This window comes from Streptomyces sp. NPDC056527 (genome assembly GCF_042794475.1).
Lineage (GTDB): Bacteria > Actinomycetota > Actinomycetes > Streptomycetales > Streptomycetaceae > Streptomyces.
In genome coordinates, this window is sequence record NZ_JBHTTQ010000031.1 from 37,720 (window position 1) to 55,278 (window position 17,559).

General features: G+C 72.0%; 11 protein-coding genes. 6 read left to right on the top strand and 5 right to left on the bottom strand.

Going from position 1 to position 17,559, the window contains the following annotated elements; all coding sequences use genetic code 11:
- The 5 genes from glgB to ACFQ7Q_RS17670 all read right to left on the bottom strand — a co-directional run bounded on the left by glgB (position 1) and on the right by ACFQ7Q_RS17670 (position 9,092).
- Positions 1-2,280, bottom strand: a complete 2,280-nt coding sequence (gene glgB / locus ACFQ7Q_RS17650) for a 1,4-alpha-glucan branching enzyme (protein ID WP_383555685.1) — start codon at positions 2,278-2,280, stop codon at positions 1-3.
- Positions 2,281-2,460: 180 nt separating this feature from the next.
- Positions 2,461-3,813 carry a phosphotransferase gene (locus ACFQ7Q_RS17655; RefSeq protein WP_383555687.1) on the bottom strand — a complete coding sequence of 451 codons (1,353 nt, stop codon included), beginning with the start codon at positions 3,811-3,813 and terminating at the stop codon, positions 2,461-2,463.
- A 265-nt stretch (positions 3,814-4,078) separates the two neighbouring features.
- Positions 4,079-5,797, bottom strand: coding sequence for a maltose alpha-D-glucosyltransferase (gene treS / locus ACFQ7Q_RS17660; protein ID WP_383555690.1), 1,719 nt, complete (start codon positions 5,795-5,797; stop codon positions 4,079-4,081).
- Entirely contained in the window at positions 5,794-7,779 is a 1,986-nt protein-coding gene (locus ACFQ7Q_RS17665; RefSeq protein WP_383555693.1) for an alpha-1,4-glucan--maltose-1-phosphate maltosyltransferase, read from the bottom strand. The genes treS and ACFQ7Q_RS17665 overlap by 4 nt, the downstream gene beginning before the upstream one ends.
- Before the next feature lie 371 nt (positions 7,780-8,150).
- Entirely contained in the window at positions 8,151-9,092 is a 942-nt protein-coding gene (locus ACFQ7Q_RS17670; protein ID WP_383555695.1) for an SDR family oxidoreductase, read from the bottom strand.
- 116 nt (positions 9,093-9,208) lie between these two features.
- On the opposite strand from ACFQ7Q_RS17670, the gene ACFQ7Q_RS17675 reads away from it, so the two are divergent.
- The 6 genes from ACFQ7Q_RS17675 (at position 9,209) to glgP (ending at position 17,553) form a co-directional block, all read left to right on the top strand.
- A complete protein-coding gene (locus tag ACFQ7Q_RS17675) occupies positions 9,209-10,186 on the top strand; it encodes an AraC family transcriptional regulator (RefSeq protein WP_383555698.1) in 978 nt (325 codons plus the stop codon).
- 221 nt (positions 10,187-10,407) lie between these two features.
- On the top strand, positions 10,408-11,820 hold the full coding sequence (locus tag ACFQ7Q_RS17680) for a 4-hydroxyphenylacetate 3-hydroxylase family protein (protein ID WP_383555701.1): 1,413 nt from the start codon (positions 10,408-10,410) through the stop codon (positions 11,818-11,820).
- On the top strand, positions 11,817-12,134 hold the full coding sequence (locus ACFQ7Q_RS17685; RefSeq protein WP_383555703.1) for a hypothetical protein: 318 nt from the start codon (positions 11,817-11,819) through the stop codon (positions 12,132-12,134). The genes ACFQ7Q_RS17680 and ACFQ7Q_RS17685 overlap by 4 nt, the downstream gene beginning before the upstream one ends.
- A gap of 94 nt (positions 12,135-12,228) precedes the next feature.
- A complete protein-coding gene (locus ACFQ7Q_RS17690; protein ID WP_383555705.1) occupies positions 12,229-13,413 on the top strand; it encodes a monodechloroaminopyrrolnitrin synthase PrnB family protein in 1,185 nt (394 codons plus the stop codon).
- An 11-nt stretch (positions 13,414-13,424) separates the two neighbouring features.
- Positions 13,425-14,768, top strand: coding sequence for an FAD-dependent monooxygenase (locus ACFQ7Q_RS17695; RefSeq protein ID WP_383555707.1), 1,344 nt, complete (start codon positions 13,425-13,427; stop codon positions 14,766-14,768).
- A 184-nt stretch (positions 14,769-14,952) separates the two neighbouring features.
- The gene (gene glgP, locus ACFQ7Q_RS17700; RefSeq protein WP_383555709.1) at positions 14,953-17,553 is read left to right on the top strand and encodes an alpha-glucan family phosphorylase; all 2,601 of its coding nucleotides are present in this window, start codon (positions 14,953-14,955) and stop codon (positions 17,551-17,553) included.
- Positions 17,554-17,559 lie beyond the last annotated feature (6 nt).

Genomic DNA, 17,559 nt, shown 5'->3' on the forward strand with positions numbered 1-17,559 from the left:
TCAGGCAGGCCTGAGCCAGACCGTGGCCAGCGGCGGCAGCGTCATCCGCACGCTGGCCGAACGGCCGTGGGACGGCACCGACTCGGTCTTCACCGGGTCGGTGCTCACCACGTCGCCACCGCCGTACCGGGCCGCGTCCGTGTTCAGCACCTCCGCCCAGGCCGCGAACGTGTCCGGGACCCCGAGCCGGAAGTCGTGCCGTACGACGGGAGAGAAGTTGCAGACCGCGAGCAGCGGCGAGCCCTCGGCGTCGTAGCGGAGGAACGCGAAGACGTTGTCCTCGGCCGCGTCGCCCACCACCCACTGGAACCCCTCGGGGACGGTGTCCCGCTCCCACAGCGCCGGCGTCGCGCCGTAGACCGTGTTCAGGTCGCGTACCAGGTCCCTTACGCCTCGGTGGTCGGGCTCCGCGCCGTACGACGGGTCGAGCAGCCACCAGTCCGGGCCGTGCTCGGCCGACCACTCCGCACCCTGAGCGAACTCCTGCCCCATGAAGAGGAGTTGCTTGCCGGGGTGGGCCCACATGAAGCCGAGGTACGCCCGGTGGTTGGCGCGCTGCTGCCACCAGTCGCCGGGCATCTTCGAGACCAGGGCCTGCTTGCCGTGCACGACCTCGTCGTGGGAGATCGGCAGGATGTAGTTCTCGCTGTACGCGTACACCATCGAGAAGGTCATCTCGTTGTGGTGGTACTTGCGGTGCACCGGCTCCTTCTCGACGTAGCCGAGGGAGTCGTGCATCCAGCCCATGTTCCACTTCATGCCGAAGCCGAGACCGCCGAAGCCGCCGGGGCCCACCTGGTCCGTCGCCCTGGTGACGCCGTCCCAGGCCGTCGACTCCTCGGCGAAGGTGATGATCCCCGGGCAGCGCCGGTACACCGTCGCGTTCATCTCCTGGAGGAAGGCGACCGCGTCCAGGTTCTCCCGCCCGCCGAACTCGTTCGGCAGCCACTCGCCGTGCTCGCGCGAGTAGTCGAGGTAGAGCATCGAGGCGACCGCGTCCACGCGCAGACCGTCGAGGTGGAACTCCTCGCACCAGTACACCGCGTTGGCGACCAGGAAGTTCCGTACCTCCTTGCGGCCGTAGTCGAACTCCAGCGTGCCCCAGTCGGGGTGCGCGGAGCGGCGCGGGTCCTCGTGCTCGTACAGCGGCCGGCCGTCGAACTCCGCCAGCGCCCAGTCGTCGCGCGGGAAGTGCGCGGGCACCCAGTCCATCAGGACGCCGATCCCGGCCTGGTGCAGGGCGTCGATCAGGAACTTGAAGTCGTCGGGGGTGCCCATGCGGGCGGTCGGCGCGTAGAAGCCCGTGACCTGGTAGCCCCAGGAGCCGCTGAAGGGGTGCTCGGCGACGGCCATGAACTCCACGTGCGTGAAGCCGAGATCGCGGACGTAGTCGGGCAGCTGCTCGGCGAGCTGCCGGTACGACAGACCCGGGCGCCAGGAGGGCAGATGGACCTCGTAGACCGAGAGCGGCGCCTCGTGGTGCGGGCGGGCGCCGCGGCTCGCCATCCACCGGGTGTCGCTCCACTCGTGGTACGAGTCGGTGACGATCGAGGCGGTGTTCGGGGGGCACTCGGTGCGGCGGGCCATCGGGTCGGCGCGGAGCGTGTGGGAGCCGTCGGGACGGGTGATGTCGTACTTGTAGACCGCGCCCTCGCCAATGCCGGGCACGAACAGCTCCCAGACGCCGGTCGAGCCGAGGGAGCGCATCGGCAGACCGGTGCCGTCCCAGTGGTTGAAGGCGCCCGTGACACGGACGCCGCGGGCGTTCGGCGCCCAGACGGTGAAGCGGGTGCCGGTCACGCCCTGGTGGGTCGTGATCCGCGACCCGAGCGCCTTCCACAGCTCCTCGTGCCGGCCCTCGCCGATGAGGTGCAGGTCGAGGTCGCCGAGGGAGGGCAGGAAGCGGTACGGGTCGTGGACGGCGAGCTCGTCGCCGTCGTAGCGCACGCGCAGCTCGTACTCGGGGACCTTGCGGAGCAGCGGCAGGATCCCGGAGAAGAAGCCGTCCCCCTCGTCGTGCAGGGTGGTGCGCTTGCCCTTGGCGAGGACGGCGACCTCACGGGCGTACGGGCGCAGGACCCGGATCGCGATGCCACCGCGGACGGCGTGGGCGCCGAGATGGGCGTGCGGGTCGTGGTGCTCCCCGGCGAGCAGCCGCGCCCGGTCCCCCGCGTCGAGCGGCGGCGCCTTCCGCACCTTCCGTACGGGATCCTGGGCCGCCCGGGGCGCGGGCGTCTTCGCCGGGGGCACTGCCGTCTTTCGAGCGGATCGGGCGGTCACGGGGATGCCTCCTGCAAGGGGGGTCGAAGGATGGGGTGGGGGAGATGCGCCGGTTCCCACGCAACCGCAACGGCGCGGGCCCCGCACAGGACACTCGGCCGAATGGGCCCCGCGGCACCCCGCACGCGGGTGGACGGCGCCGTCGCGGGCGTGGGGCGGCGATCTTCCGGGCCGGACTCGTCACTCCGCTCCCGCCAGGCGTTCGATCGCGGACATGGGGACCGGGAGCCAGTCCGGGCGGTGGCGGGCCTCGTAGACGACCTCGTAGACCGCCTTGTCCGTCTCGTAGGCCCGCAGCAGCGCCGGGTCCGTGCGCGGGTCCGTGCCCGACGCCTCGGCGTAGCCGGTGCAGTAGGCGTCGCGGCAGCGCGCCGCCCACTCGGCGTTCCACGGGCGGTGTGTGCGCGCCGCGTAGTCGAAGGAGCGGAGCATCCCCGCGACGTCGCGGACCGCCGGCTGTGGACGGCACCGCTCGGCGAGCGGCTTCGCGGGCTCGCCCTCGAAGTCGATCACCGTCCAGCCGCCGTCGTCCGCCGCCCGCAGCGTCTGCCCGAGGTGCAGATCGCCGTGGACCCGCTGGAGCAGACCGGAGCCGACCGCGCCGCCCGCCGCCGCGAAGACGGCGCGCAGCCCGGGGACGTACGGAAGCAGCGCCGGCACCGCCTGCGCCGCCGCGTGCAGCCGCTGGTCCATCTCCCCGGCCAGGTGCTCCGTCTGTGTCCGGTGCAGCCGCTCGGTCGGCAGCGCCGTCGCCAGCGCGAGGTGCACCTCGGCCGTGGCCCGGCCCAGGGCGTGCGCCTCGTCGGTGAACTCCCGTCCGTCCGCCAGTGCGTCGAGGGCGAGTCGCCAGCCGTCCCGGGAGTCCCGTAGATACGGCTGGAGGACGCCGAGCGTGCTGGCGCCCGACTCGAACCAGGCCACCGGCGCCGGCACCCGCGAGCAGCCGGCGCGCGCGAGCGCGAGCGGCAGCTCCAGGTCGGGGTTGGCGCCGGGGCTGACGCGGCGGAAGATCTTCAGGATGTACGTATCGCCGTACACGAGCGAGGAGTTGGACTGTTCGGCGTCCAGCATCCGGGGCGCGAGCGAGGGCGGCAGGTCGACGGTGCGGTGGAAGCCGAGCGGGCCGATCCGGCCCGGTGTGCGCAGCCGTTCGTAGAGCAGCCCGGCGAGCCGCGGATCGCGCAGCCCTTCGTAGACCGCCCGGCCGGCCAGCGGTCCCTGCCGGATCCGCCCGATCAGGGCGGGAGCGAGGCGGGGCGGCAGCTGGGTCCGTACGCCCAGGAGCAGTTGATAGCAGTCGACGGGCGTACCGGCCGGGCGGCCCGGCTGTTCCACCCGTACGAGCAGGTGCAGCAGCCCGGGTCCCGCGCCGTCCAGCGGCAGCAGCTCGGTGGCCGCTTCCAGCGTGAATCCGATGACCCGGCGGCCCTTGCCCGCGAACCAGCGCTGCCGGGGCAGCCATTCATGGAGCAGGGGAGCGAGTGACGGGAGGAGGGCGGCCGGGGCCCGGGTGGTGGATGCGGTCTCCGGCATGGCATCGCGTCCTTTCCCCGGGGGGCGCAGATTCGAGTTCGTGTGAATCGAGTTCAAATGCGCAAAGTGTCCCGGATGGCGGCTTCGACTGTCCGGATGTGCGGGACGTGTCGGGAGGGGAAGATCCGTACGGGCCCGACAAGAAGGCCCGTATGGACCTGAATCGACCGTGTGTGGGACACAGTGCCCAGGGTGGCGCGGGGGAAACCCGCTCCACCCCGGGCAGTTGGCCGTTCTTCGGTCAGATCTTCGGTCGCTTGGTCCGTCAGGGGTTCGGGCGGCTCGTGGCCGACCGTGCCTTCAGACGGAACCAGTAGAAGCCGTGACCCGCCAGGGTGAGCAGGTAGGGCCACTGTCCGATCGCCGGGAACCGCACCTGGCCGATCAGCTCCACCGGGCTCATCCCGTCGAACTGCCGCAGGTCCAGCTCCGTCGGCTGCGCGAACCGCGAGAAGTTGTTCACGCAGAGCACCAGATCGTCGCCGTCCTCCCGGAGGAAGGCGAGCACCGCCGGATTGGACGAGGGCAGCTCCGTGTACGAGCCGAGTCCGAAGGCCCGGTTCTGCTTACGGATCTCGATCATCCGCTTCGTCCAGTGCAGCAGCGAGGACGGTGAGGCCATCCCCGACTCGACATTGGTGACCTGGTAGCCGTGGACCGGGTCCATGATGGCCGGCAGGGTGAGCCGGCCCGGGTCGCAGGACGAGAAGCCGGCGTTCCGGTCCGGGGTCCACTGCATCGGGGTCCGCACCCCGTCCCGGTCGCCCAGCCAGATGTTGTCGCCCATCCCGATCTCGTCGCCGTAGTACAGCACCGGCGAACCGGGCAGCGAGAAGAGCAGCGCGGTGAACAGCTCCATCTGCTTGCGGTCGTTGTCGAGCAGCGGGGCCAGGCGCCGCCGGATGCCGATGTTGGCCCGCATCCGGGGATCCTTGGCGTACTCCGCGTACATGTAGTCGCGCTCTTCGTCCGTGACCATCTCGAGCGTCAGCTCGTCGTGGTTGCGCAGGAAGATGCCCCACTGGCAGTGGGCCGGGATCGCCGGTGTCTTGGCCAGGATCTCGGAGACCGGGTGGCGCGACTCGCGTCGTACGGCCATGAAGATCCGTGGCATCACGGGGAAGTGGAACGCCATGTGGCACTCGTCGCCGCCCGAGGCGAAGTCCCCGAAGTAGTCGACCACGTCCTCGGGCCACTGGTTCGCCTCGGCGAGCAGCACCGTGTCCGGGTAGTGGTCGTCGATCTCCTTGCGGACCTGCTTGAGGAAGGCGTGGGTGGCGGGGAGGTTCTCGCAGTTGGTCCCCTCCTGCTGGTACAGGTACGGCACGGCGTCCAGCCGGAAGCCGTCGATGCCGAGGTCCAGCCAGAACTTCAGTGCCGAGAGGATCTCCTCCTGCACGGCCGGGTTCTCGTAGTTGAGATCCGGCTGGTGCGAGAAGAACCGGTGCCAGTAGTACTGCTTGCGCACCGGGTCGAAGGTCCAGTTCGACGTCTCCGTGTCCACGAAGATGATCCGGGCGTCCGGGAACTGCTTGTCGTCGTCCGCCCAGACGTAGTAGTCGCCGTACGGCCCGTCGGGGTTGGCGCGCGACTCCAGGAACCACGGGTGCTGGTCGCTCGTGTGGTTCATGACGAAGTCGATGATCACGCGCATCCCGCGCTGGTGCGCCGCGTCCACGAACTCCACGAAGTCGGCGAGATCGCCGAACTCCGGCAGTACGGAGGTGTAGTCGGCGACGTCGTAGCCGCCGTCCCGTAGCGGGGACTTGAAGAACGGCGGCAGCCAGAGGCAGTCGACGCCCAGCCACTGCAGATAGTCCAGCTTGGACGTGATGCCCTTGAGATCGCCTACGCCGTCGCCGTTGCTGTCCTGGAAGGACCTGACGAGCACTTCGTAGAACACGGCCCTCTTGAACCAGTCCGGGTCACGGTCCTTGGCGGGCGTGTCCTCGAAGGTGTCGGGGACGGGTTCGTTGACAGTCATGATGTGGGTGACCCTCCGGTCTGCGGGGACGGTCGCAGGGTGAGGATGTGCGCGGGCGTGATGCCCGGCTCGAGGCGCACATAGTTGGCCCTGCCCCAGTGATAGGTCTCTCCGGTGAGCTCGTCGCGCACCGGCACGGTCTCGGGCCAGTCGAGGCCGAGTTCCGGCATGTTCAACGAGACCGTGGCCTCCTGGGTGTGGTGAGGATCGAGGTTGGCGACCACCAGAACGGTGTTCGAGCCCGAACGCTTGCTGTACGCGATCACCGCGTCGTTGTCCGTCGAGTGGAAGGTCAGGTTCCGCAGTCGGCGCAGGGCCGGATGACGGCGCCTGACCCGGTTGAGCGTGGTGATGAGCGGGGCGATCGAGGCACCCGAGCGCTCGGCCGACTCCCAGTCCCGGGGCCGTAGTTGGTACTTCTCCGAGTCGAGGTACTCCTCGCTCCCGTCCCGCACCGGCGTGCCCTCGCAGAGCTCGTAACCGGCGTACACGCCCCAGGTGGGCGAGAGGGTGGCGGCGAGCACCGCCCGCACCTCGAAGGCCGGCCGGCCGCCCTGCTGGAGGTAGGCGTGCAGGATGTCGGGGGTGTTCACGAAGAAGTTCGGCCGCATCTGGGCCGCCACGTCCCCGGACAGCTCCGTGAGGTACTCCGTCAGCTCCGCCTTGGTGTTGCGCCAGGTGAAGTACGTGTACGACTGCTGGAAGCCGATCGCGCCGAGGGTGCGCATCATCGCGGGCCGGGTGAACGCCTCGGCCAGGAAGATCACGTCCGGGTCGGCCCCGTTGATCTCGCCGATCACCCGCTCCCAGAACACCACCGGCTTCGTGTGCGGGTTGTCGACGCGGAAGATCCGTACGCCGTGGTCCATCCAGTGCCGCAGGACCCGGACCGTCTCGGCGACGATGCCGTCCATGTCCTTGTCGAAGGCCACGGGATAGATGTCCTGGTACTTCTTCGGCGGGTTCTCGGCGTAGGCGATCGAGCCGTCCGGGCGGTGGTGGAACCACTCCGGGTGCTTCTCCACCCACGGGTGGTCCGGAGAGCACTGGAGCGCGAAGTCCAGCGCGATCTCCAGGCGCAGCTCGCGGGCGCGCGCCACGAAGGCGTCGAAGTCCTCGATCGTGCCCAGGTCCGGGTGGACCGTGTCGTGACCGCCCTCGGGCGAGCCGATCGCCCACGGGACCCCGACGTCGTTCGGGCTCGCCGAGAGCGCGTTGTTGGGGCCCTTGCGGTGGGTGGTGCCGATGGGGTGGATGGGCGGGAGATAGACGACGTCGAACCCCATCGCGGCAATGGCCGGAAGTCGCTCCGCCGCGGTACGGAAGGTCCCCGGGACCGTCCTGCCACGGACCTTCCGCACGCCCTCCGAGCGCGGGAAGAACTCGTACCAGGACCCGAACAGCGCCCGCTCGCGCTCCACCTGGATGCGCAACGCGGGCGAGGCGCTGACCAGTTCGCGCAGCGGGTGCCGGTCCAGAGCCTCCGTCACCTGCGGGGCGAGGGCCGCCGCGAGCCGGGCGGCGGCGGACCGGGTCTCGTCGCGCAGGGCGTCCGCGGCCGCCAGCACGGCCTCGCGGCCGCCGCCCTTCTTCGGGACGCCCTTCGCCGCCCGCTCGTGGAGCTCGGCGCCCTCGGCGAGGACGAGTTCGGAGTCGATCCCCGCCGGGATCTTGATCCTGGCGGTATGCCGCCAGGTGGCGAGGGGGTCGCTCCACGCTTCGACCGTGTACGTCCATTGGCCCTCGACGTCCGGCGTGACCTCGGCCCCCCACCGGTCGGTACCGGGGGCCAGTTCGCGCATCGGGATCCAGGGGCCGGGCCGTCCTGACGGGCGACGCAGCACGACGTTGGCGGCGACGGCGTCGTGGCCCTCGCGGAAGACGGTGGCCGTCACCTGGAAGGTCTCACCGGCCACCGCCTTCGCGGGGCGGCGGCCGCAGTCGACCAGCGGGCGGACGTCCAGTACGGGAATACGTCCCATGAGCGGATTCACAGCATCACCTGAGGGTTTACGGGGGTGCGGGTGGTGGTGCGCTCTTTGTAGCTCCGTCGACGGCTGGCGGGTTGCGGGCATGGCCGCTCCTGTCCGCGTTCACTCGGATGGCGGGTCTACGGGGGTGTACCGGGGGAGCCTTCCACCGACTTCCGGTGGCCAATCCGGCGCTTTGTTAACTACTAGGACGTAGGCGTACGGACAAGCACACGGCACCCACAAGTTTCCGGCCCCGTCCTTGTGGGACGGGGCCGGTTCACGAACGGGCGTACGGATGGGGCCTGTCGACCCGCCGTGTTGATCGGGAGCGGGACGAGCGCCTCAGGGGCGACTCGATCGCGTCGCCCGGGCTGTCGCGATCAACCCTGCGAGGACGGCGACTGCTCCTCCGCGTCGCCGGCCCACACCTGCCACGGCTGACGGGTCACCCACTCGTCCACCGGCGCCGCGCGCACCGCGAGGACCTCGGCCGAGACACCGTCGTCGGCCGCGAGCAGCAGCGGGTCGGCGCCCGTCGCCATGTAGTGGTAGATCCCGGCGACGCCGGCCGCCGTCTCCGGGCCGAGGAGCCGGGCAAGCCCGCGCTGGAAGACCGCGGGCGGGAGCTGGACGTACTGCACCGTCCGGCCGAGCCCGCGGCCGAACGCGGCCGCCAGTTCCGCGCCGGTCAGCGAGTGCGTCCCGCCGATGTCGAAGGTGCGGCCGTCGAGGCCGTCCACGGTCAGCGCGGCGTACACGGCCTCCGCCAGGTCCCGGTGCGACAGCCACGCCGTCGGCGTGGACGGGGGCAGCGGATAGGCGAGGACGCCCTCGTCGACGAGGGCCGGGCCGTTCCACGGGGAGAAGAGGTTGTCCAGATAGACCGGAGGCCGTACCACGACCAGCGGCACGCCGCTGTCGCGCAGCACCTCCTCGGCGCTCCGCCGGGTCTCGAAGGCGGGCACCGTCGTCGGGCCCTGCGGGACACGGGTGTTGGCGTTGAGGACCAGGCGCACGACACCGGCGTCCAGCGCCGCGAGGGCGATGTTGCGGGCGTACAGCCGCACCCGCTCCGGCTCGTAGACCAGCGGCAACGTCACCACGGCATGGGTCGTCCCCTCGAAGAGCCGCCGTACGTCCGCCGCGCGCGCCAGGTCACCGGCGACGAAGGAGGCACCGGGCAGGGGCGGGCGGTCGCCCGAGGGGCGGCGGGTGAGCGTGCGTACCCGGTGGTGCCGCTCGGCGAGCAGACGTGCCACCGCGCTGCCCTGGAAGCCGGTCGCTCCCACGACCGCCACCCGCATCGGTATCTCACTGGACATGTGTGGTCGAGGCCCTTCGATAGGCTGTCGCTGTTGCCGTGACGGCTCTCTCAGGCTGGCGGCGGCGGCTTCGTCCGTTCAATTAACAAACCGGGGCGGAAGTTGAAGGATCGTCCATGGACATGGTGGGAACCGACCGTGACGACCGGCACGGGGGCGAGCACGACGACCTCCTGAGCGAGCTGCTCCAACCGCTCCGCCTCACCGGCGTCTTCGACAGCCGCTGGCACGTCCGCGCGCCCTGGGCCATCGAGGGGGACGCCGAACAGAGCTGCGCCGTGCTGCACTACATCGTCGAGGGCGGGTGCTGGATCACGGGGGAGGACCGGACCCCGCTGGAGCTGCGCGCCGGCGACCTGATCGTCTTCCCGACCGGCACCGCCCACCGGCTCGCCGACCGGCCGGACCGCAAGGGGGTACCGCTCAAGGCCGTGCTGCCCGAACGACGGCCCGGCACGTCCGGCGAGATCGTCATCGACGGCACCGGCCCGGAGAGCCGGCTGCTGTGCGCCGGACTGCACTACGACCTCAGCGCGGCGACCGGCCTCTACACCTCGCTTCCCTGGGCGCTCGTCCTCGACGGTGCCCAGGTCGACCGCGAACCGCTGCTCCGCGACACCCTCCGCCTGCTGGCCTCACCCGACCGCCCCGTGGGCCCGGGGGACCGGCTGATCACCCTGCGCGCGTTCGAGATGGCGTTGGTCCTCGCCCTGCGCCCGCTCCTGCGCGAACTGGCCGACAATCCGACATCGCTCCCGATGCTCCGCCACCCCGGGATCAGCCGCGCCCTGGTGGTGATCGCCACCCGCTTCGCCGAACCGTGGACGATCGACTCCCTCGCCCGGGAGGTCGGCATGTCCCGCTCCGCTTTCACGGCCGCCTTCCGCGCCCTGGTCGGCGAGTCCCCGGCCCGCCACCTCACCAGCCGCCGCATGCAGGAAGCGGCCCGCCTCCTCACGGAGACCTCGATCCCCCAGTCGGCGGTCCCGGCACGGGTGGGCTACCAGAGCGCGGTCGGCTTCCACCTGGCTTTCCGCAAGTGGTTCGGGGTGACACCGGGCGAGCACCGGGCGGGGGCGGAACGGGCGGCGTGAGGGCGGGGCGGCCCGGCTCCCGGTGGGCCGGAATCCGCCCCCGACCACGGGGGGCATCCTCGTCGGGGCTCTCCGAACCCCGCGTGAACCGGAGTTGGCTGGACGGTTCTTAAGGAGCGCTGGACGGACGTTCATTGCCTCCCACGGTCCCCGCGATGAAGGCTCGGGGCGGTGCCCGCCCTACGGGTGCTGTCGTGGTTCGCGAGGAGAGGCGTGCTGACGTGACGAGGTCCGGGCAGGAGTATCTGGAGGGGCTGCGCGACGGGCGGGAGGTCTGGCTCGACGGAGAGCGCGTCAAGGACGTCACCACACATCCCGCCTTCCGGGCCACCGCCGCCTCCTTCGCCCGGCTCTTCGACCTCGCCCATGACTCGCCCCATGCCCCCGCCCTCGTCCAGGGCGGGGTGCACCGCGCCTACGCCGTGCCCCGGGCGTACGAGGATCTGGTCGCGCGGCGGGGGGCGTACAAGGTGTGGGCCGAGGCGAGCTACGGGTTCCTGGGGCGGACACCCGACTACATGGCCTCCGGCGCCGCAGGGTTCGCCGCCGTGCCCGAGGTGTTCGACACCGAGTGTTTCGGCGGGGCCGAGAACGCGCTCGCGTACCACCAGCGGCTCGCCGAGGGCGGGCTGCACTGCGCGTTCACGCTCACGAACCCGGCCGGCGAGAGCGTGCGGGTCGTCGAGGACCGCGCCGACGGGATCGTCGTGCGCGGCGCCAAGACCATCGGCACCGGCGCCGTCTTCGCCGACGAGATCCTGGTCGGGACCATCGAGCCGCTCGCCGCCGGGGACTTCGACCGTGCTCTGACCTTCTCCTTACGGGTGGACACACCCGGGCTCAAGCTCATCTCGCGGGTCTCGTACGAAGGGAAGTCCCGGTCCGTCTTCGACCAGCCGCTCTCCTCCCGCTACGACGAGAACGACGCGCTGCTCGTCTGCGACGACGTCTTCGTGCCGTGGGAGCGCGTGCTGACCTATCGCGACCCCGCGGCCACCTCGGCGATCTGGTGGGACACCCCCGCCTATCTGAACCTCGTGCACCAGTCGGCCACCCGCTTCTGGACCAAGCTGGAGTTCCTCACCGGACTCGCGGTCCTGATCGCCCGGTCGAACGGCACGGACACGCTGCCGGCCGTCACCCAGGCGATCGGGCGGCTGCTCGGGATGGTCGCACAGGCCAAGGCCTTCGTGCTGGCCGCCGAGGCGTCGTGGGAGCCGGTCGACGGCGGACGGGGCGGGGTGCGGCCCGGGCGGGACATCTCCTTCGCGCAGCGCATCATGGCCGGCGAGCTCTACCCCCGGGCCGTCCAGGACATCAAGCTGCTCGCGGGCGGCGCGCTCGTCCAGACCCCGGCGAGCGGCCGCGACCTGCTCCACCCCGAGCTGGGGGGACTCGTGCAGCAGTACTTCCGTACGCCGGGACATCCCGCCGAGGACCGCATCAAGCTCCTCAAGCTCGTCTGGGACGCGCTCGGTTCGGAGTTCGCCGGCCGGCACGAGCAGTACGAGCGCTTCTATCACGGCGCCCCGCACGTCTATCTGACCATGCAGACCTGGGCGGGAGCCGCGGACCACTGCGAGGGCCTGGCACAGGCCTGCCTGGACGGGTACGACCTGGGGACCGTCCGGTGACAGCGCCCCGGGCGGGCGATTCACCCGGGCCGTCCGCTTCGGCCGAGGCGGCCGCCGAAGAGACCGGACCCGCCTCCGGGTCGATCAACCCGAGTCAGCGGTTCGGCTCGGTCCTCGGCCTCGCCGTCCTCGTGGCCGTCGCCGCCACCCGCACCGAATCAGCCACCGCGGCCGCCCAGACCGACGGCTTCCGGGCCGCTCTGCTCCTCGGAGGGGCGTTCGCCGCCGTCGCCACGTCGATCTCCGTACGCTTGCGCCTGCCCATGCCCACCCCGGCGCCGCCACGCCGCGGGCGAGTGGCCGAACCACGGTGACCACGTAGACCCCGGCGAGTGAGCCGAAGGGGAGCGCGGCCGTTCGACGCGCGCCCCCGAGGCGAACGCGCCCCGAACCGGAAGGGGCAGTCCGTTGGCCCTGTACGACCTTGTCGCTCCCCGACTCGAAGAACGCGGCGACCCTCGCTACTGCTTAGCCGACATACGCGCCGCCGATCCGCTCGGCGCCGACGCCGTCCTCGCCGCGTTACCCGCGATGAACGGCGACGCCGACGGGCCCGCGCTCACGGTCGCCCTGCGCACCCTCGTCCCCGATCCCGACCTGGCCGCCGAGTGGAGCGTGATCGACGCGCTCGCCGCCATGCGCGACCTCGGCATCCTGCTCGGCTCGCTCAAACGCCACGGCATCCAGCCCGTGGCCGCCGTCCCCGAAGTCCTCCCCGTGCTCGAACTCCTCGGCCGCCGCACCGACATGGTGCCCCGCGACACCGTGCACCACTACACGACCTGGAACCCGTCCGGCCCCCGCCGGCGGACGTACACCGGCCACCCCATGGAGGCCCATCTCCAGGAAGCCGTCCGGATGGTCTTCCCCGGACTCGTGGCCGCCCTCGACGCCTGCTCCCGGCTCGCCCGGCTCGAACCGTACGACCCGGGGTTCGCCGGCGCCCTCGACCGCATGGCCCGGCACCTCCAGTCGATGGTCGACTCCGTCGACCACACGGTCGCCCATGTCAGCCCGGAGTTCTTCGCGCTCACCCTGCGCCCCTACTTCGAGGACATCGACGTCGCGGGACGCGACTACCTCGGACCCGCCGCCGCCCAGGTGCCGCTCTGGCTGGTCGATCTGACGCTCTGGCAGTGCGACCGCTCGAACCCGACGTACGACGCGTTCCTCGCGGACTCCCTCCAGTACAGCCTGCCGTCCTGGCGGGACTTCCACGCCCTCCACGCCGGCGGCGTCTCCGCCGTCAGCAAGCTCTCCGCGGCCGTCAGCTGGGAGAACGTCGAGCGGCTGCCCCCGCAGCTCGCCGCCTCCGCGCAGGCCCTCGGCCGGGTGCTCCGCATCCTCAAGACCTTCCGCGCCCGCCACCTGGGCGTCGCCCGCAGGGCGTACGCGGACGACCTGCGGCTCTACGACGAGGGGAGCGGCGGCGCCCCGATCGCCCTGCTGCGCTCGATCCTCGACCTGACGCGGGACAACGAGACGATGGCGCGCCACGCGACCGGAGCCCGCTCGGGCCGCGCGGCCCTCGGCCGCGCGGATCACCGCTCCGATCGAGAGTCCGGCCCCCGTTCCGACGGCTCGTCGTGTTGAGGGAGGGCCCGATGATCCACGGCAGCCCGTACGAGCCCTTCCTGCCGGACGGCGGGCGCGATCTGCCCGGCAGCGGGCTTCTGCACGTCGTCGTCGCCGGAGGCGGCATTGCCGGGCTCACCACGGCCCTCGCCCTGCATGCCGCCGGATTCGACCGTGTCACCGTCGTCGAGTCCTCCAGGGAGAGCCGTTCGGTCGGCGCCGGCCTCAACCTCCTGCCGCCCGCCGTCCGCGAGCTCGACGCGCTCGGGCTGCTCCCGCGCCTCGAAGCCGGTGCCCTGCGTACCCGCGAACTGCGCTACTACCACCGCTCCGGCGGACTGATCTTCCGCGAGCCGCGCGGGCTCGGCGCCGGCTACCGATGGCCGCAGCTCTCGATCCACCGTGCCCACCTCCAGGAGGTCCTCGCCGAGGCCGTACGGGAACGGCTCGGCGCGGCCGCGCTGGTCACCGGGGTCCGGGTCACCCGGGTGGAGCCGCTGCCCGACGGCCGTCCCCGGGTCCAGCTGGAGCACCGCGACGGCGCCCGGCGCGGCCGGGCCTCCCTGGAACCGGATGTGCTCGTCGGCGCGGACGGCATCCGCTCGGCCGTCAGGGCGGCGCTGAACCCGGGTGAGGGCAGCCCGCCGTGGAACGGGCAGCTGGTGTGGCGCGGTGTCTCGCGCATGCCGGCCCGTGCCGTCGGCTCGTTCATGATCATCGCGGGCGACGACCGGCAGAAGGCCGTGGTCTATCCGATGCTCCGGTCGGGGAACGACGTCGTCGTGAACTGGGCGCTCGCCCGGCCCGCCGACGCAAGGGACGAGGAGTGCCGGGGGGACTGGAACCGTCCCGTCCCTGTAGAAACGTTCCTGCACCATTACGAGGGGTGGGAGTTCGACGGCGTCAGCGTGCCCGAGGTGCTGAGGGCCGCCGACACCGCCCACGAGTACCCGATGGTCGACCGCGAGCCCCTCGACCGGTGGAGCCACGGCCGTACCACTCTGATCGGCGACGCGGCCCACGCGATGTACCCGGTCGGCTCCAACGGCGCCACCCAGTCCGTCGTCGACGCCCGGGCCCTCGCCCACGCCCTCGCCCTCCACCGCGATCCGGCGGAGGCCCTCGCCGCGTACGAGCGCGACCGCAGGCCCGCCACCACGGCACTCCAGCTCGCCAACCGGCGGCTCGGCCCCGAGGTCGTCATCGATCTGGCGCACGAGCGGGCCCCGCACGGGTTCACCGACATCCACGAGGTGATCCCCGCCGCCGAGCTGGCCGCGATCGCCGCCCGCTACGCGGCCACCGGTGCCTGCGAACCGACCGCCGTCAACCAGGGATCGCCCTACACCGTGCCGCTCGGCGCGCTGCCCTGACATCGCGCGCCGCCCTGGCGCCGCGCGCTCCCCCGACCCCGCGCCACCGCCCGTGCCACGGCGCGCGACCCCCGCGCGCCGTGGTCCGGGAGGGCGAGGTGGCCTACCGTCAGGGGGATGCTCAGTCGGCTGCACAGCGTGGTGCGTCCGCTCCGCTCCGTACTCCCCTGCGAAGGTGGAACGCGTGAAGGCAATCCGTCGATTCACCGTGCGTCCCGTCCTCCCCGACACCCTTCGACCCCTCACCGAACTGGCGCGGAACCTGCGCTGGTCCTGGCACGAACCGACCCGTGAACTCTTCGACTCCCTCGACCCCGTCACCGACTCCTTCGACGACGCCGACCGCGCCGGTCGGCCGGGGGTCCGGTGCGGCGAGGACGTCGACCCGGTTCGGCTGCTCGGCTCCGTCTCCGCCGACCGCCTCGCCGTGCTCGCGGCCGACCAGGACTTCCTGGCCCGGCTGCATGCCGCCGCCGAGGATCTCGACCACTATCTGCACGCTCCCCGCTGGTACCAGGAGCAGAACGGCGGGCTGCCCGCCTCCGTCGCGTACTTCTCACCCGAGTTCGGAGTCACCGCCGCCCTGCCGCAGTACTCCGGCGGCCTCGGCATCCTGGCCGGCGACCACCTCAAGGCCGCGAGCGACCTCGGCGTCCCCCTCGTCGGCGTCGGTCTGCTCTACCGGCACGGCTACTTCCGGCAGTCCCTCTCCCGTGAGGGCTGGCAACAGGAGCACTACCCCGTCCTCGACCCCGGCGAGCTGCCCGTCGCACTGCTCCGCGAGAACGACGGCACGCCCGCCCGGGTCACCCTCGCCCTGCCCGGCGGCCGCAGTCTGCAGGCCCACATCTGGACCGCGCAGGTCGGCCGGGTGCCGCTGCTGATGCTCGACTCCGACGTCGAGGAGAACGCGCCCGCCGAACGCGAGGTCACCGACCGGCTGTACGGCGGCGGCAGCGAGCACCGGCTGCTCCAGGAGATGCTTCTCGGCATCGGCGGCGTCCGCGCCGTCCGTACGTACTGCCGGCTCACCGGCACCCCCGCGCCCGAGGTGTTCCACACCAACGAGGGCCACGCCGGCTTCCTGGGTCTCGAACGCATCCGCGAACTGGCGGGCGAGGGACTCGACTTCGACGCGGCCCTGGAGACCGTCCGCGCGGGAACGGTCTTCACCACCCACACGCCCGTCCCCGCCGGCATCGACCGCTTCGAGCGCGGTCTCGTCGCCCGCCACCTCGGCGAGGACGGAGAGCTGCCCGGTGTCGACGTGGGCCGCATCCTCGCCCTCGGCGACGAGACCCCGCTCGGGGGCGAGCACGGGCTCTTCAACATGGCCGCCATGGGCCTGAGGCTCGCGCAGCGAGCCAACGGCGTCTCCACCCTCCACGGTGCCGTCAGCCGCGGGATGTTCGCCGGTCTGTGGCCCGGCTTCGACCCGCAGGAGGTGCCGATCGGCTCGATCACCAACGGGGTCCACGCGCCGACGTGGACCGCTCCCGAGGTCGGCCGCTGGACGCCGGGGGCCGACGACGGGGAGCTGTGGGAGCTGCGCAGGACCCTGCGCGAACAGCTCGTGACCGAGGTGCGGGAACGGCTGCGGGCCTCCTGGCGGCAGCGCGGCGCCGCGGCCACCGAGCTCGGCTGGACGGACTCCGTCCTCGACCCCGACGTGCTCACGATCGGCTTCGCGCGCCGGGTCCCCTCGTACAAGCGGCTCACGCTGATGCTGCGCGACCCCGACCGGCTGCGGGCCCTGCTCCTGCACCCGGAGCGGCCGGTGCAGCTCGTCGTCGCGGGCAAGGCGCACCCGGCCGACCACGGCGGCAAGCGGCTCGTGCAGGAGCTGGTGCGGTTCGCCGACGATCCACGGGTCCGGCACCGGATCGTTTTCCTGCCCGACTACGGCATGGCCATGGCCCGGAAGCTGTACCCGGGCTGTGACGTCTGGCTCAACAATCCGCTGCGCCCCCTGGAGGCCTGCGGGACCAGCGGGATGAAGGCCGCCCTGAACGGCTGTCTCAACCTGTCGGTCCTGGACGGCTGGTGGGACGAGTGGTTCGAGCCCGACTTCGGCTGGGCGATCCCCACGGCCGACGGGGCGGCGGCGCAGGACGAGGAGCGCCGTGACGATCTGGAGGCGGCCGCGCTCTACGAGCTGATCGAGCGCCGTGTCGCCCCGCGCTTCTACGACCGGGGCGCGGACGGGGTGCCGGCCCGGTGGACCGAGATGGTCCGCAGGACGCTGGGCGACCTCGGGCCCAAGGTGCTCGCCGACCGGATGGTGCGCGAGTACGTGGAGAAGCTGTACGCCCCCGCGGCCCTGGCCCACCGGGCCCTCCCGGCGCGCACCGCCCGGGAGCTGGCCGACTGGAAGGGGAGGGTGCGCGGCGCCTGGCCCAAGGTCGCCCTCGACCACATCGAGATCGGCGAGGTCGGCGAGGACCTGGCCGACGCGGAGCTCGGCGCGACGACGGCGGTACGGGTCCGGGTGGCGCTCGGCGAACTGCGCCCGGACGACGTGGAGGTCCAGGCGGTCGCCGGGCGGGTCACCCCCGACGACGCGCTCGTCGACACCCGGGTGTGCGCGCTGAAGCCCGCGGGCGGCCCGGACCTGGAGGGCCGGGTGCCGTACGAGGGTTCGCTCGTCCTGGACCGTACCGGCCCCTTCGGCTGCACGGTCCGGGTGCTGCCCTCCCATCCGTTGCTCGCCTCGCCGGCGGAGCTGGGTCTGGTGGCCCTGCCGACGGAGACGACGGGGGAGGGGGCGGGCGTTCTCCTGCGCTGAGCCGCC